Source organism: Mesorhizobium sp. M8A.F.Ca.ET.181.01.1.1 (assembly GCF_004792025.1).
GTDB lineage: Bacteria > Pseudomonadota > Alphaproteobacteria > Rhizobiales > Rhizobiaceae > Mesorhizobium.
This window is the reverse complement of sequence record NZ_SRTV01000001.1, coordinates 268,974-282,494: the sequence shown is the minus strand read 5'-3', so window position 1 is coordinate 282,494 and position 13,521 is coordinate 268,974. Positions and strand designations below refer to the sequence as shown.

Annotated in this window: 17 protein-coding genes; 10 read left to right on the top strand and 7 right to left on the bottom strand. The window is 65.8% G+C overall.

Going from position 1 to position 13,521, the window contains the following annotated elements; genetic code table 11:
- Window positions 1–6 precede the first annotated feature (6 nt).
- Window positions 7–309, top strand: coding sequence for a hypothetical protein (locus tag EN824_RS01400; protein ID WP_127281324.1), 303 nt, complete (start codon window positions 7–9; stop codon window positions 307–309).
- Window positions 310–659: 350 nt separating this feature from the next.
- Window positions 660–2,687: an acyltransferase family protein gene (locus EN824_RS01395; protein WP_135865914.1), complete on the top strand. Its 2,028-nt coding sequence runs from the start codon at window positions 660–662 to the stop codon at window positions 2,685–2,687.
- 90 nt (window positions 2,688–2,777) lie between these two features.
- Here EN824_RS01395 and EN824_RS01390 read toward each other — a convergent pair whose 3' ends face one another.
- On the bottom strand, window positions 2,778–3,638 hold the full coding sequence (locus tag EN824_RS01390) for an NmrA family NAD(P)-binding protein (protein ID WP_127870220.1): 861 nt from the start codon (window positions 3,636–3,638) through the stop codon (window positions 2,778–2,780).
- Between the two features lie 213 nt (window positions 3,639–3,851).
- On the opposite strand from EN824_RS01390, the gene EN824_RS01385 reads away from it, so the two are divergent.
- A complete protein-coding gene (locus tag EN824_RS01385) occupies window positions 3,852–4,172 on the top strand; it encodes a hypothetical protein (RefSeq protein WP_127280328.1) in 321 nt (106 codons plus the stop codon).
- Between the two features lie 82 nt (window positions 4,173–4,254).
- On the opposite strand, the gene EN824_RS01380 is transcribed toward EN824_RS01385, so the two are convergent.
- From EN824_RS01380 to EN824_RS01370, 3 genes are all read right to left on the bottom strand, one after another.
- Window positions 4,255–4,848 carry a DUF6456 domain-containing protein gene (locus EN824_RS01380; protein WP_135865909.1) on the bottom strand — a complete coding sequence of 198 codons (594 nt, stop codon included), beginning with the start codon at window positions 4,846–4,848 and terminating at the stop codon, window positions 4,255–4,257.
- A 240-nt stretch (window positions 4,849–5,088) separates the two neighbouring features.
- The gene (locus tag EN824_RS01375) at window positions 5,089–5,394 is read right to left on the bottom strand and encodes a hypothetical protein (protein WP_127280331.1); all 306 of its coding nucleotides are present in this window, start codon (window positions 5,392–5,394) and stop codon (window positions 5,089–5,091) included.
- Complete coding sequence (locus EN824_RS01370) at window positions 5,315–5,977, bottom strand: DUF1376 domain-containing protein (protein WP_135865907.1); 663 nt, start codon at window positions 5,975–5,977, stop codon at window positions 5,315–5,317. Before EN824_RS01370 ends, EN824_RS01375 begins: the two co-directional genes overlap by 80 nt.
- 92 nt (window positions 5,978–6,069) lie before the next feature.
- Between EN824_RS01370 and EN824_RS01365 the strand changes: the two genes are divergently transcribed.
- Both EN824_RS01365 and EN824_RS01360 read left to right on the top strand, forming a co-directional pair.
- The gene (locus EN824_RS01365) at window positions 6,070–6,351 is read left to right on the top strand and encodes a DUF982 domain-containing protein (RefSeq protein WP_135865905.1); all 282 of its coding nucleotides are present in this window, start codon (window positions 6,070–6,072) and stop codon (window positions 6,349–6,351) included.
- 36 nt (window positions 6,352–6,387) lie between these two features.
- The gene (locus tag EN824_RS01360; protein WP_127280334.1) at window positions 6,388–6,750 is read left to right on the top strand and encodes a DUF982 domain-containing protein; all 363 of its coding nucleotides are present in this window, start codon (window positions 6,388–6,390) and stop codon (window positions 6,748–6,750) included.
- A gap of 217 nt (window positions 6,751–6,967) precedes the next feature.
- Here EN824_RS01360 and EN824_RS01355 read toward each other — a convergent pair whose 3' ends face one another.
- Complete coding sequence (locus EN824_RS01355; RefSeq protein ID WP_135931753.1) at window positions 6,968–7,594, bottom strand: GcrA family cell cycle regulator; 627 nt, start codon at window positions 7,592–7,594, stop codon at window positions 6,968–6,970.
- 584 nt (window positions 7,595–8,178) lie between these two features.
- On the opposite strand from EN824_RS01355, the gene EN824_RS01345 reads away from it, so the two are divergent.
- Window positions 8,179–8,874: a helix-turn-helix transcriptional regulator gene (locus tag EN824_RS01345; protein WP_189522108.1), complete on the top strand. Its 696-nt coding sequence runs from the start codon at window positions 8,179–8,181 to the stop codon at window positions 8,872–8,874.
- Between the two features lie 369 nt (window positions 8,875–9,243).
- Here EN824_RS01345 and EN824_RS01340 read toward each other — a convergent pair whose 3' ends face one another.
- Window positions 9,244–9,543, bottom strand: coding sequence for a hypothetical protein (locus EN824_RS01340; protein WP_135867423.1), 300 nt, complete (start codon window positions 9,541–9,543; stop codon window positions 9,244–9,246).
- 181 nt (window positions 9,544–9,724) lie between these two features.
- On the opposite strand from EN824_RS01340, the gene EN824_RS01335 reads away from it, so the two are divergent.
- From EN824_RS01335 to EN824_RS01320, 4 genes are all read left to right on the top strand, one after another.
- A complete protein-coding gene (locus tag EN824_RS01335; RefSeq protein ID WP_135931750.1) occupies window positions 9,725–10,087 on the top strand; it encodes a hypothetical protein in 363 nt (120 codons plus the stop codon).
- Window positions 10,088–10,189: 102 nt separating this feature from the next.
- Complete coding sequence (locus EN824_RS01330) at window positions 10,190–10,801, top strand: hypothetical protein (protein ID WP_135931749.1); 612 nt, start codon at window positions 10,190–10,192, stop codon at window positions 10,799–10,801.
- On the top strand, window positions 10,798–11,418 hold the full coding sequence (locus EN824_RS01325) for a hypothetical protein (protein ID WP_135931748.1): 621 nt from the start codon (window positions 10,798–10,800) through the stop codon (window positions 11,416–11,418). Before EN824_RS01330 ends, EN824_RS01325 begins: the two co-directional genes overlap by 4 nt.
- Window positions 11,415–11,990, top strand: a complete 576-nt coding sequence (locus EN824_RS01320; protein WP_135931747.1) for a hypothetical protein — start codon at window positions 11,415–11,417, stop codon at window positions 11,988–11,990. The genes EN824_RS01325 and EN824_RS01320 overlap by 4 nt, the downstream gene beginning before the upstream one ends.
- 41 nt (window positions 11,991–12,031) lie before the next feature.
- On the opposite strand, the gene EN824_RS01315 is transcribed toward EN824_RS01320, so the two are convergent.
- Window positions 12,032–13,477, bottom strand: a complete 1,446-nt coding sequence (locus EN824_RS01315; protein ID WP_135931746.1) for a hypothetical protein — start codon at window positions 13,475–13,477, stop codon at window positions 12,032–12,034.
- Between the last annotated feature and the right edge of the window lie 44 nt (window positions 13,478–13,521).

Genomic DNA, 13,521 nt, shown 5'->3' with positions numbered 1-13,521 from the left:
CCAATCATGAACATCAAGATGATCTGTCTTGGCGTAATGGCGCTTTCAATGGCCACCGGTTCGGCTCTCGCAGGATCCAACAAGGGAACGTCCGCTCTTGATGATCCTGCCAAGATGAAGCCGTTCTACACGGATTCCGGCATGAAGACGATGGTTGGCAAGGACGCCTTCGTCACAGCCTGGAAGGCGCTGACGCCCGAAGACCAGATGGCTATGAAGACCGCCTGCGCAGACGAGGTCAAGAACGCCAGCCCGACCAACACGCATCCGGAATTCTGCAGCAGCGTGAAATTGAACGGCGGCAGCTGACAACGTGCCGCGGCCCTGGAGACAGCCCCGCTCGCGGGGCTGTTTTTTGTGAATGCCGCCGCTTTGCCTTGCCGCCCCTGCGCGCCCTCGCCGGGCTCGCCCCACCGAATGATGCTAACGTCGTCGAAGGCGAGCCGTTGCGATCGGTTCCGCCTGCGTTCAGCCTGACGCCGCGAGTTTGTTCCCGTCGATCGACACGGTCGCCCTGCTTCCATGAAGCGGCAAAATCGCCTCTCCTTGTTCTGGCCATGTTGCACTGCGAAAGATTTGTTGCATTGCGATAGCGGCCCGTCCGGCCGAGATTGGCAAGAGCTGGACCTTGGGGGGCTGGGCTGCACCAAGGAGGCCTCGTGGCGGCATCGTTTCGGCCTGATATACAGGGCTTGCGCGCGCTGGCGGTCGGCGGCGTCGTCGCCTATCATTTCGGCCTCACGGCGCTGCCCGGCGGCTTTGCCGGCGTCGATATCTTCTTCGTCATTTCCGGCTGGCTGATATCAACGCATTTGATGCAGGAGATCACGGAGACCGGCCGGCTCGACCTGTGGCGCTTTTATGCCAGGCGCGCCCGGCGCCTGCTGCCGGCCGCCATCTTCGTCATCCTGGCCACGCTCGCCGCCGGCGCCTTCATCCTGGCGCCGCAGGAACAGGCGCTCTATTCGCGCGGCGCGATGTATGCGGCGGCCTACACCATCAATTTGTGGCTGCTGCGCTGGTCGTTCGACTATTTCGCCGCCGATGCCTTGAGCAACCCCTTCATTCACTTCTGGTCGCTGTCGGTGGAGGAGCAGTTCTACCTCGTCTGGCCGGCACTGCTAGTCTTCGCCGCCTGGCTGCATCCGGGCCGGCGCATGGTGGTGGCCGTGATCGGCATCGTCGGCGTCGCCTCCTTCGCCGCCTGCCAGTGGCTCACCAGCCTCTCGCCGGCCTGGGCCTTCTACTTCTCGCCGCTGCGCGCCTGGGAATTCGCCGCCGGCGGCCTGGCGACGTTCGCCTCACCCGCTTTGTGGCGGCATCAGTCCTGGCTGCGGGCGGCACAGGGGTGGCTCGGCCTGGCGCTGATCGCCGTCGCCTATCTCGCCTTGAGCGAAGACCTGCCCTTCCCCGGCTGGTACGCGCTGTTGCCGGTGGCCGGCACCGTGCTGGTGCTCCTGAGCGGTGCCGGCGAGCAGGGCGACGCTCCAGGCGGCACCCGTTGGCAGGCCCTGGCGCCCGCCGCCATGCTCTCGCTGGCACCCCTGCAGTGGGTCGGCACACTCTCCTATTCGCTCTATCTCTGGCACTGGCCCATCATCGTCTATGCCGGCATGCTGGAGCCGGACCTCGGCGTGGCGCAGCGCCTCGGCTGCGCCGTGCTGGCGCTGGCGCTGTCGGCGGCTACCTACCGGCTGATCGAGAACCCGGCGCGGCGCGGCGACTGGCTGGCGGCCGCCGCACGCGCCTTTCGGTTCAACGCCGGCGCGGGTGCAAAACCGCTTCGGCTTTTTCCAGGGCTTGCCCTCGCCCCGGCCCTTGTGCTGACCGCCGCCGGCGTGGCGGCGGCCTACGCCAACGCGCATCTGGCGACGCGCAACATCGACCCCACCCAGCGCGGCATCGAGGAGGCGGCCGAACAGCCTTCCATCGCGCGCGCCGTCGACAAGAACTGCCTGCTCGACTTCCACACGGTGAAACCGAAACCTTGCACCTTCGGCTCGGCCGACGCCGCCCACACCATCGTGCTGTTCGGCGATTCGCATGCCGACCACTGGTCGACGCCGCTGGTCGCGGCGGCAAAACGCAACGACACCAAAGTGGTCACCTACCTCAAATCCTCGTGCCGCGCTTCGCGGCTGCCGACCTTCAACGCCGTGCTCAAGCGCGACTACACCGAATGCGACGCATGGCGCGAACAGGCGATCTCAGACATCATCCGCCGCAAGCCGCGGCTGGTGGTGATCTCGGAATTCTCGATCGGCAATCTGACGCGCGACATGTCCGCCGCCAGCCGCAAGGCCGAGACCGCGCGCTGGCAGGCCGGCCTGCGCTCCACGCTGCAGGCCTTCAGCAAGGCCGGTGTCGAAACCGCCGTCATCCGCGACACGCCGATCGGCGGCAGCTTCGCGGACGCCTGCGTTGCCCGCGCGCTGTGGTGGCGCGAGGCGCCGTCGCTGTGCGACACGCCGAGGGCGCAGGCCGCCAATGACGACGTCGCGGCCGCCGAGCGGGCCGTGGTGAAAAGCGTGCCAGACACGCTCTATGTCGACCTGACCGACCGCTTCTGCGGCCCGACCGAATGCCACGTGTTCATCGGCGGCAAGCTCGCCTTCCGCGACCGCCATCATCTGGCGACGGCGTTTGCCGAGACGCTGGAAGGACCGCTGGAAAAGGCCCTGTTTTGATGGACTTGGCTCCCTTCTCCCCGTTCACGGGGAGGAGGTGCCGGCAGGCGCGGCGTTTGTCCTTTGCTCATTCAACCGGCCCGTGCCAAATCAGCCAGCCCCCACCAAATCAGCCACATATCGCTCCAGCGTCACCTTCCCGCGCTCCGGCCTGGTCGGCGGATCATAGGTGTCGTCGACCGTTACCTCCGTCATGCGCGCATAGGATTGCGCGGCTTCAGGCGAAAACCCCATGTCCTCGAACGCGTCCACCCAACGCTCGCGTGGCGCCGAGACCACGCTGACCTGCCTGCCGAGCGCCTCGCCAAAGGCCGCGGCGACATCCCTGGCCGTGTAACGCGACGGTCCTTCGACATGATGCAGGCCGTTCTTATCCGGCGGCTCCATCAACAAGCGCGCCGCCGCTTCGCCGAGGTCGCGTGGCGCCACCATCGGCAGTTCGAAATCCGCCGGGAGAAGCGTGTTGACCACGCCGTCACGCCTGGCGGTCTCCAGCGAGGCATCCCAGTTGCTCATGTAATAGGCGGCGCGGATAATGCTGGCCGCGATGGGCTGACGATGCAGCTTTTCTTCCAGCCCATGCAGGATGGTCAGGTCGCCGGTGCGTTCGCCGGCCCGTGCGCCATAGGTCGATTCCGCCACGACCTTCTCCAGCCCCGAACCGTCCAGCGCCGCGGCGATCGCAGCCACCGTCCTGCGCTCCTGGGCATCCGTGTCGGTCGAAGGATCGGCAGGCGGATTGAGCAGGAATGCCCTTGTGCCGCGCCTGAACACGCCACGCAGCGCCTCGACATCAAGCACGTCGGCCACTGCCACCTCGGCGCCGTGCGCGGCCAAAGCCGCCGCCTTGGCCTCGTCGCGCGTCACCACCGTGACCGGTTCGCCCAGCCGCAGGAGCGTCGCTGCCGTCGCCGAGCCGACACGCCCGGTACCGCCAAGAATGATATTCATGGTCCAATCTCCCTTCCTGGTTGCATATAGGGGAAATGGATAGTGGCGGCCGAGGTTCAAAATGTGCCTCACCATGCTGACAGGTGCGGCCAAGCTCCGCGAGAGGTGCTTCCGCCGCCACGACATAGGGTGCGAACCCATCGATCCACCGATTTATGGGAACAGGGTCGCGTCCCCGGCGTTTATTAGACACACCTTACAGAGGAGGTTGTCATGAAAAAACTCTTGCTTGCATCGGTGATAGCAGTCGCTTCGGCGGTGGCGGTAATCGCTCCCGCCAATGCCTCCAGCATCACGCTCGGCATCGGGAACGGCTATGATGACGATTACTACGTTCCCAGACATCGCTACTATCGCGACTACTCCGACTATGGCCCGTATTACGGCCGCAACCACTACCGTTACAGCATGTATAACGACGGCTATCGGCCGCGTTACTACGGCATGTACCATCATCGTTGCCAAACCGAGTTGGTGAAGCATTGGCGGCATCACCACCGCGTGATTGAGCGAGTGCGCGTCTGCCGCTATTGACCGTTCAAACTGATCCGGCCGGCATCTGACCGGCCGGATAAACATTGCGAATTTGCCGGTACGCATCGCTGGCCGGGCGGTGCTAGCGCCCCATCATCATTCCATAGTGCACGGCCAGCAGATCCAGCCCCACCTTCAAGAGCTTCGTCACCACATCGCGTCCGTCGCCATCCTGCTCGGCCACGGTCTTCACTGGCTGCTCCAGGCACACGACCTTTTGCACGATTGCCGCGACGTCCCAATGCCCGAGCGCCCGTGTCGCGGCGGCGTGCGCACGGCCGGCGTTGAGCACGCTGTCGGCGATGCCGCCGCCAGCGCGGCCGCCGTCAACCCGCTCCGTCCAGCGCATCGGCTTGATATCGGCCTGCTGGCTGCACCGGAAATGCTCGCGGTAGCGCAGGCCGGCCTCGCGCTGCTGGCGCGACAGCGAGGTGATGCCGAGAAGCGGATCGACATTGCGCACCCGCACGATGCCGCCGGTGGACGTGTGGCCGTCATTCGACACCTCGTAGACGCGACGCGCCTCCGCCGTGCCTGACGTCAGCCGCTTGCGACCGAAGGCATCGTCCCTCAGCGCGAAATCATGACCGACCTCGCGGCGGATGCGCACCTGCTCGGCCTCGCCCTTCGGCAGCTTCGGCGCCTGCGGTTTGGCGGCTTTGGTTTTCTTGGGCATGCGGTGGCTCCTTTTTGGGGGTCGGGGTGTGTTTTCCAAGAGAGGTCGCGATCCTTCGCGCCCCCCTCTGCCCTGCCGGGCATCTCCCTCTTGGGGGGAGATTGGCTGCGTCGTCGGTACCGCTTTTCCTGCTACGCCGGAGATCGGCGAAAGCAGTAGCGACATCCGATCTCCCCCCAAGAGGGGGAGATGGCCGGCAGGCCAGAGGGGGGCGCTGTCCCTCGGACCTGTCGGATATGATCATCCCGTCAACTGTTTTGCCGGCGCTTGCCCACCCCGCCGCGCCAGCAGCTCCCGCATCACCTTGCGCTCGCGCACTTCGATGCAGAGCTGCGCGCTCGAAGGACAGAACTGCGCGTTTCCGCTCCTCACCTCGCCGCGCACGAAGCGCTGGATGGCGGCCTGCAGATCGGCCAGCTCGGCATCCCTGACGGCGCCGAGATAGCCGCGCAGCTGCATCTCGACATCAGTCAGGGCGGATTGCGGGAAGCAGGAGAACAGTGCCGCCAGCGCCTTCGTCGCCTGCTGCAGTTCGGCCGTGGTCATATCCGCGGATCTCCTCGATGATGGCGTTGGCGGCGTCGCTGTGGGTTTTCGGCCTGATCCAGCCCCGCGGTTTTTTGCGCTGGCCCGGGCCGCGCGATCCCGAAGCCGCCTCACGGCCCCCGATCGAAATCCCCGGTCCTTCGCGCGCCCCGCGCGCTGAAAAAGCGGAAGCTTTTTCCATCTGGTTTCTGGACTCTGGAGAATGCCGCGCCAAAACATCGGCATTTGCCCTGGCATGCGCCTTTGCTTTCAAGGCGGTGGCGGCTCCGCCGCGCGCGCCGGCGGCCGCCCTCGCCTCGCTCTTCAGCCGCGCCTTGCGCAGCTCCTTCGTCAGCCTCCCGTGGCCGATCTCCCCACCCTCGCGCTCGAAGAAGGCCAGCAGCTCGGCGCTGATCGCCCGCCATCGTTTCAAAGGCAGGCGCGCCACGCGCGCCAGCCTGGCGTCATCGTCGGGCAAGCTCCCGCCGGCATTCCACATTGCCATGAGAAGCAGCATGTAGGCGCCGATCTGCTCGGTCGAGAGCTGCAACGTGTCGCCGACGAAATCGGAGACGTAGAGCTGCATGAAAGGCCGTTCGCTCATGCCGCGCTCCATGCCGTGCTTCCAGCCGCGCCAATGGAACCAGCCCCCGGTCCGGACGTTGTGACGCGTCCAAACCAAGGAGAGGACTGCCGATGACGGCCTTCATGCCGGTGACCCTGCGTTTCTGCGACAACAAGACCATGCTGGTCGGCTCGGTGGCCGACGCGGCGACCGCGCTTCGTCACCAATGGCCCGACAAGACCGCGCCGGCCTATCTCGAGGCGGCACGGCTTGTCAGGCTCGCTGTCGAGGGCACTTGCTGTCCGCGCCCCGCCTTCGAAGCCTTCCGCGAGGCGGCCAGGCAACAGGGCATATTGGTGGCCAAGCCAAGAAGCCGCGCGCATGAATGGCTCGACGCCGCTGCGAGCCCCTGAGACGGCGATGCAACCGCCTGCCAGCCTTGTGCGTTTATGAGCGTCGGCTTGAAAGCCGCGCCTGGACCGAAGGTGAACGCCGTGGGTACGATGAAAACCGGAGTGCCGCTCAAAGTGTCCCTGGACGGACATGTCGAGGAGATCGAGACCGTCAGCGACGCCGCCGATTTCCTGCAGCGCTGGCCGATCGAGCGGCGGGGCCATGTCTACCGCAGCGCGCTCAACGCCTGCAGCGCGGCCATCGCGGCGCAGATCTCGCAATCCGACGCGATCAAAGTGTTCACCGGCTTTGCCCGCGTTACCGGCATACTGGTTGCCGGAGGCGGCCCAGGGATGGTGCTGGAGCCGCGCACCGTACAGAGCCGCCAGCCCAAACAGGGCCGCCAAGTGCCGAAATAGCGGTGCCGCGCGATAGTTGTTCAAGGCAATTCTCCCAATATTTCGCGGAGCGTCCTTCTCCCCATGAACGGGGAGCATGCCCTGTAGGGCAATGACGGGCAGAGCCAGCGTTTCCACAGTTTGGCGTCCGCTGAAGCTCCAAATTACATTATGTCGGCGCCGCCCTCATCCGCCTGCCGGCACCTCCTCCCCGTGACCGGGAGAAGGGATCAACCCTTCAGCCGGCCTCGCAAACACGACGCTGGAAGCGTGCCTGATGGTAGGTGCAGTAGCTTTTCATCGCCCTGGTGCGCATGCCGCAGCACAGCATCTCCTGGCCAGGCCGTCCGCCGGGCGCATCATTTCGAGGATCGTCCTCCAGCGTCAGGTCGAGCGGCGCGCGGCAGCGGTTGAACAGGCAGTCGATGAAGCGCATGGCCACGCCATGCGGCTGCCGGCCGATGGCACCGCGTGGCGGCGCGGGTACCTTGAAACGGTAGGTTTGCCCATCGGCGATCAGCACGCCCGCCTCGCGCTGGAAAAGCCTCGGCCGGACGGGCGAAGGAGCCCGCTTCGGCCGCATGGCGGGTTTGGCCGGCTGCGGGGTGGCACCGGCACGGCTGGTTTCCGCCTTGGCGGCGCGGCTCGCCGCCTTGGCCATCGCCGTGCGCGCCGCCAGGCCCTTGCCATTAGCAAAGCCGATCGCGCCAAGCATGGCGTTGCGGTGGACGATGCCGATAATGGCGTTGCGCGATACGCGCGCGCCGCGCTGTGCGCTGAACGCCGCGGCAATCCTCGAGGCCGAAAGCCCGTCCTTCAGCCAGGCGGCGATCGCCTGCAATTCGCCGTCGCTATAGCTTGCCATGTCCGTCTCCATTGCGCGGCCAGCGGCCGCCGCGCACGGCGCCGTCAGGCAAGCGTCGGGGTTTGCCCACAGCCGCCATGGGACTGCCGGCCGTGGTCCGGCCTGTCGGCCGCTGGGATTGCTTGTGGAAGGGCTGCTTTCAGCCCGGCCGGCCGACGGGCGCGGCAAGGCGCGCGAGCCGCGCCCGCGCAGTGTCCCTGTCGGGGGCGGAAACCGCCCTGCCCGCCATCGGCTCGTCAGGGATGACGGTGTCGTCCTGCGTGCGGATCGGGAAACGAGCCGCGGCCGGGTCGAATGGGGGGCCGGAGCCGCGGGGAGCGGCGGCTCCGGCCGTTCCGGCCGCCGCTGACGGGCGGACCGGACGCGAGGCCGATGCGTCAAGGCAATCGGCTTCGCGCTTCGCCCCGGCCGGGGAGGCGGCGGCCGGGGCGGAAGGGAAAGGGCAGCCCGGCAAGGCCGGGCTGGAGGCGCTGTCGACTCTGAGGGGGTTGAGCTTTTGCATGAGGTGATATAAGCATAACTCAAAAATTGATGCAAGCCATTCTTTCATGGACGAAAGCAGGACTTGTCGGTCACATGAGGCCATGGTGAAAACGCAACTGTCGATCAGGGTCGGAGCCGCGATCCGCCAGGCACGCAAGCAGCGCGGCCTGGTCATGCGCCACATCGCCGAGCACAACGACACCGATGTCGCCGCCGTCGGCAACTGGGAAACCGGGCGCAACCTACCCAAGACCGAGAACCTGTTGAAGACCGCCGCCTTCCTGCGTGTCGACCCCGTGGCGCTGGGCCAAGGGCAGGTCGTCTTCCTCGACGATGCCGGCCCTGTGGCGGACGCGGAGGTCGTCACCGATGCCGGCCCCTTGCCGGCCGGAGCGATGGATATTCCGGTGCTGGGCGCCGCCGTCGGCGGCGATGACGGCGACTTCACCTTCAACGGCGAGCCTGCAGGATACGTCCAGCGTCCGCCGGGAGTCCGCAACCTGCCGAAAGTGTTCGCGCTGCACGTGCTCTCGGATTCCATGGTGCCGCGCTATGAACCCGGCGACATGATCTATTGCGGTGGCCGCGACGCGGTGCCGGGCGACCATGTCGTGATCGAGACTTTTCCCGAAGAGAACGAGAAGAACGGCAAGGCCTTCATCAAGAAACTGGTCCGGCGCACGGCGGGCGAGCTGGTGGTCGAGCAGTACAATCCGCCCAAGACGCTGACCTTCAACCGCTACGCCATCAAACAGGTCTGGCGTGTCATCCCGCTGAAAGAACTGCTGGGGTATTAGCGCGCCTGCCTTTCCGGATCCAGGCCGCCCTCACCGGCCCGCCGGCGTTCTTAACCGTTGATATTTGGCGAAACCATCCGCAACAGCTTACTTTCTCCCCGTCTCTATACGGGGAGAAATGTCCGGCAGGACAATGAGGGGCAGCACCAAGATTTCGGCAAGTGGCGTCTCGAATGCCACCTCAAAGAAAACGACCAAGCTTGCAAACTCCCTCGCACCATCAGAATAGAAGTTCAATTCCGCCAAATCAGCGCCGCCCCTCATCCGCCTGCCGGCACCTTCTCCCCGTATAGTGACGGGGAGAAGGGGCTGGGTCGCCGCATCGCGTCACAATGTTGGCGAAATCGTCCATGACGGCACGTCCTTTGCTCAAGCCCGCCTCGCCTCCACCAGCACCTCACGATCGCCCAGCATCCGTGCCTCGCTGCGCACGCGCTGGCGCTCGTCGATGAACGCTGCCTGGATCGAGACCGCCGTGCCCGGCAGCCCGTCGGCACGGCAGGCCGAGCAGACGATGCGCCCCGACAACGCGGCCAGCGGCGTGTTGCCGTTGACCCCGAAGCGCTTCAACTGATCGGGTCGCCACCACCTGTTGCGGCCGCAATCGGCGCACTCGACCGACAGCGAGGCGACCTGCGCGATCACTGCTTCCCTCCCCGGCAACGCCATCATCCCCTGTCCTTTTGTTTCTGATTTGTTCCTATCTTCCCGTGTTTTGAAGCGGGAGTCGAGTCGCAGTTTCCAAACTCCTCCAAAAGTCTTTCTTCTATATCTGTGTGAGTTATGCTTATATATGACTTGCATATGTGAGTCGGCGTGGAATGACCCGCGCCTGGATGCGGGAGCAAGAATGGATGCCGCCGATTTCGCCCGCGCCTGCGGTTACACCGGCGACAGTCCCGCCTTGCTCGAAGCCTTCGAGGCGATCCGCCGCAACGGCATCGCGCAGGCCCGTCTCGACCATTTCAGTCGCAAGGCCGTCATCGACGAATTGAAGCAGTCGGAGCCTCTGTTCCTGGCCGCGATCGGCCCGGCGCTGTCGGCGCATGAAGCCATCGAGGATGCAGCCCGTTTCATCGCCGGCTGGCGCAACATGCCGCGCTGGCGCCAGGAACGGCGCCTGCCCGACCTTGCCAGGGCCAGGCGGCAGCTTCTCGTGGCGCGCTTCTTCCGCCGCTACTCCCATCGTCTGTGGGCGCTCGAGGCAGCCTGAGGCTCGGGCCAGGCTGAAGCTGCCATTTGCGGGTTCCAATCCCTGCTTTTTCTTCCTAGATTGCGCGTGGGTGGCTGTTCGTTCGACGTGCAATAGTTTGGAATGTTCAAGACTGCCCGCTCAAAAGTTCAGACCTTGGTAACGGCCGGCGCGGGAACCATCGCCGCCTTGTTCGTCGCCGGCCTGATGGGGGCGTTCGGCGCCCTGCCCGCCCATGGTCCACCGCAATTGCCGCCAGGCGCCGTCATCGAGGCCGGACGCTGGCGCCTGCAGCTGGTGCGTGCCTATGTCAGCCATGCCAGGGTCCATGGCGTGCCGCTGAAGCCAGGTCAGAAGGCGCTGGTGCTGGAAGTCGACATGACCAACCGCACCGCGCAATCCGACAAGGGCTATTTCAACGTCTTCACGCCGGACGGCATTATCCTGCCCGACCCCTCGCCGATGATCGTGCTGACGCGCGACTCCACGCTGACGCCGGAACTGCATCCGGGGATGACCGAGCGCATGGCCTATGTCTGGCCGCTTGCCGGCGACGCCACCGTGCCGGCAAGTCTCGCCTTCGGCGTCACCGCCGAAATCTTCAAGCCGCGCGACAATCTCCATGGCACGCCCGGCTGGTACAACCCCTACCGGCTCGGCACCCTCACCTTGCCGGTCGCCGACTTGCCAGCGACTGGGCAATCGGCGATCGGGCAGCCGGAGAGCGGCTCATGAGGATACGCCTGCTTGGCAATCTGGCGGTCCTTTGCGCGACCGTGGCGCTGAGCTACGGCATGCAGGTGACGAAGCCGCATTATGCCGACCTCACCGCACCAATTCCCATCGATGGCGCGATGAACGACACGGTGCGCGCGCGCAGCTTCGCTGTCCGGCTCGACAAGGTGATCTTCGCGCGCCAGCTCAAGGCCAGCCAGTTCGGCCAGGAAAAGCTTTTGACGACCAGCGGCCTGTGGGTGGTGGCGACGACAAACCTCACCGCGACCGGCGCTTCCACGGCGGTGGCCGACGGCACCTGGCAAGGCCCGACCGGGTTGCGCTATCACCAGACGGAGCGGCTGGGCTACCGCCAGGACATGCCGCCGCACGGCGTCGATCCGGGCCTGGACAAACGCGGCCTGTTCGTCTTCGAGGTGCCATCGGACCAGATCCGCGGCGCCAGGCTGCTGATCGCCGCGCGCCAGTTCGGCCCGCTCGACGCGCAGGCCCGCATCAGCCTCGATGCGCTGCCGACCGGCGCTGACGGCCAGCCGTCCGACATCCTGCCGGAATTCGACCTCGATGCCGCGGCGGCCCAGACACCGCAGGGCCAGACACCGCAGGGCAAGACATGAGCGCCGTTTCGACAGACACGGAACCGGCGACGAATCCACAGGCCGAGCGAAAATGGCGCCGGCGCGGCCTTGTCGCGCTCGCCATCCTGCTGCCGCTGACGCTGGGCGAGACCATTTATGACAGCGTGCGCGAATGGCTGCTTGGCGAGGACCTCATCGCCCGGGATGTCGAGTTCGGCCAGTCCGTGCCGTTCGGCGGCAGCGGCTGGAAGCTGGCCGATTTGCGCGGCGGAAAGGCCGGCCGCCTGCCCGACCACGCCTTCGCCGTCATCGCCACCTTCACCGTGACCATCGGCGACCCGGACCTGCGGAAACAATGGCTGGGCTGCAAGCTGATGCTGACCGACGCCGCCGGGCGCCGCTGGCTGCCCGATTTCATCAGCGGCGTCAGCCTGCCCGACGGCGTGACGACCTGCACCCAGGCGATCTTCTCCGGCGCCAGGAAAGGCGACATCATCACCATCGGCGACACTTTCATCGTTCCCGAGGACGCGGTGAAAACCATCCGCCCGGCCGTCGGCCTGGGCAGCGAACGGCCGTGGTATCTTCGTTTTCAAAGGCCGCCGAAATAGCTACTTTCTCCCCGTCACTATACGGGGAGAGGAACGCACGCCTACGCCGCGGCTTCACTAACTCCATTCCCCGCCCCCTTCGACAGCGAGAACGCCGTCTCCAGCACGGCGGCGAGAAAACAGATCCTGATCGGCTCGATCAGGATGCCGGTGGAGGAATCCTGGAAGGGACTGCCGAACAGCAGCGTCACCCCATGCGAAAGGATCTGCCAGACGTCGAGCTCGTGCGGGCCGATCAGCCTTGTCGCGCCAAGCCACAGCCAGGCGGCGCCCCAGTCGAGCAGGCGGTAGCCGACGATCAGCGTGCACAGCAGCAACAGGCTGGAACTCACCGTCAGCCGCACGCCATTGGCGATTGGCAGGTAGCGCGAACGGTAGCCGGCGATGAAATGCTCGACGAAGTCGCGCAGGAATTTCGGCAGTCCGGCATAGCGCTGGCCGAACCGTTCGACGCGGCCGTTGACCCGCATCAGCGCCGCGTCGTCGCGCACCTCATAGCCGTAGATCAGCGCCGCCATGACCAGCCAGATCAGTGGCAAAAGCATGTAGAAGAACAGATTGACCGCCACCGTCGAGGCCGCGATCGAGGTGATCTCGACCGGCACCACTGGTGCGGCGCTCACCGCCGTCACCACTGGTGCGGCGCTGGCCGCCGTCATCACTGGTGCGGCGCTGGCCGCCGTCATCACTGGTGCGGCGCTCGCCGCCGTCATCACTGGTGCGGCGCTCGCCGCCGGCACCACTGATGCGGCCGTCGCGACCGGTACCGGGCTCGCCAGCCCATCGATGGACGCCTGCAGCACGGACCAGAAATTGCGGCTCATCAGCCATTGCAGCGCCGAGTCCTTCCAGCGGCTGATGACGTAGAGGCCGACGAAGATCCAGTTGGTCTCGCAGATCACCACGACGATCTGCCAGAACGAAAGGGCCTTGGTCCTGCTCTGCATGAACTTGGCCAGCCGGCGGATCAGCCAGGAAACGGCGACCGAAATCAGCAGCCAGCGCGAATCGAGCACGTCGAGCACATTGCCGCTCTGGCCGAAACCGGCCTGGTCGAGCGAGGCGCGCGAATATTGCCGCACGATATCGCCAAGAAATCCCCAGGCGGCGTAGTAGGCGAAGAACGGCAGCAGCGCGATGGTGATCATGCGCACCAGCCGCGAGCCGCGCCGGTCTGCATCGCTCGTCTCCTTGCCGGCGACTTTGCTCTCGGCGGCCTTGTCCGCGCCGCGCTGCGCGGCCAGCACATTGGGCAGGCCCGGCCGCAGCACATGGAACATCGCCACCGTCACCACCAGCTGCGCCAGCGCCACCAAAGTGAGCATGGCAAGCCCGGCGAAATGGTTGGCGAGCGCCACCTTGGCCGCCAGTTGCAGGAGGAGATCGCCGGTCAGCACCCCGGCCAGCACCAGCGCCACGAGCTGCGGCCAGAAGCGCCGCAGCAGCGAAAAACTCAAGCTGATCGGTCTGATGATGTCGGCAACCATGAGCACCCCTCATGACGCCACCCGCCCCGGCCTTTCTAGCAAGG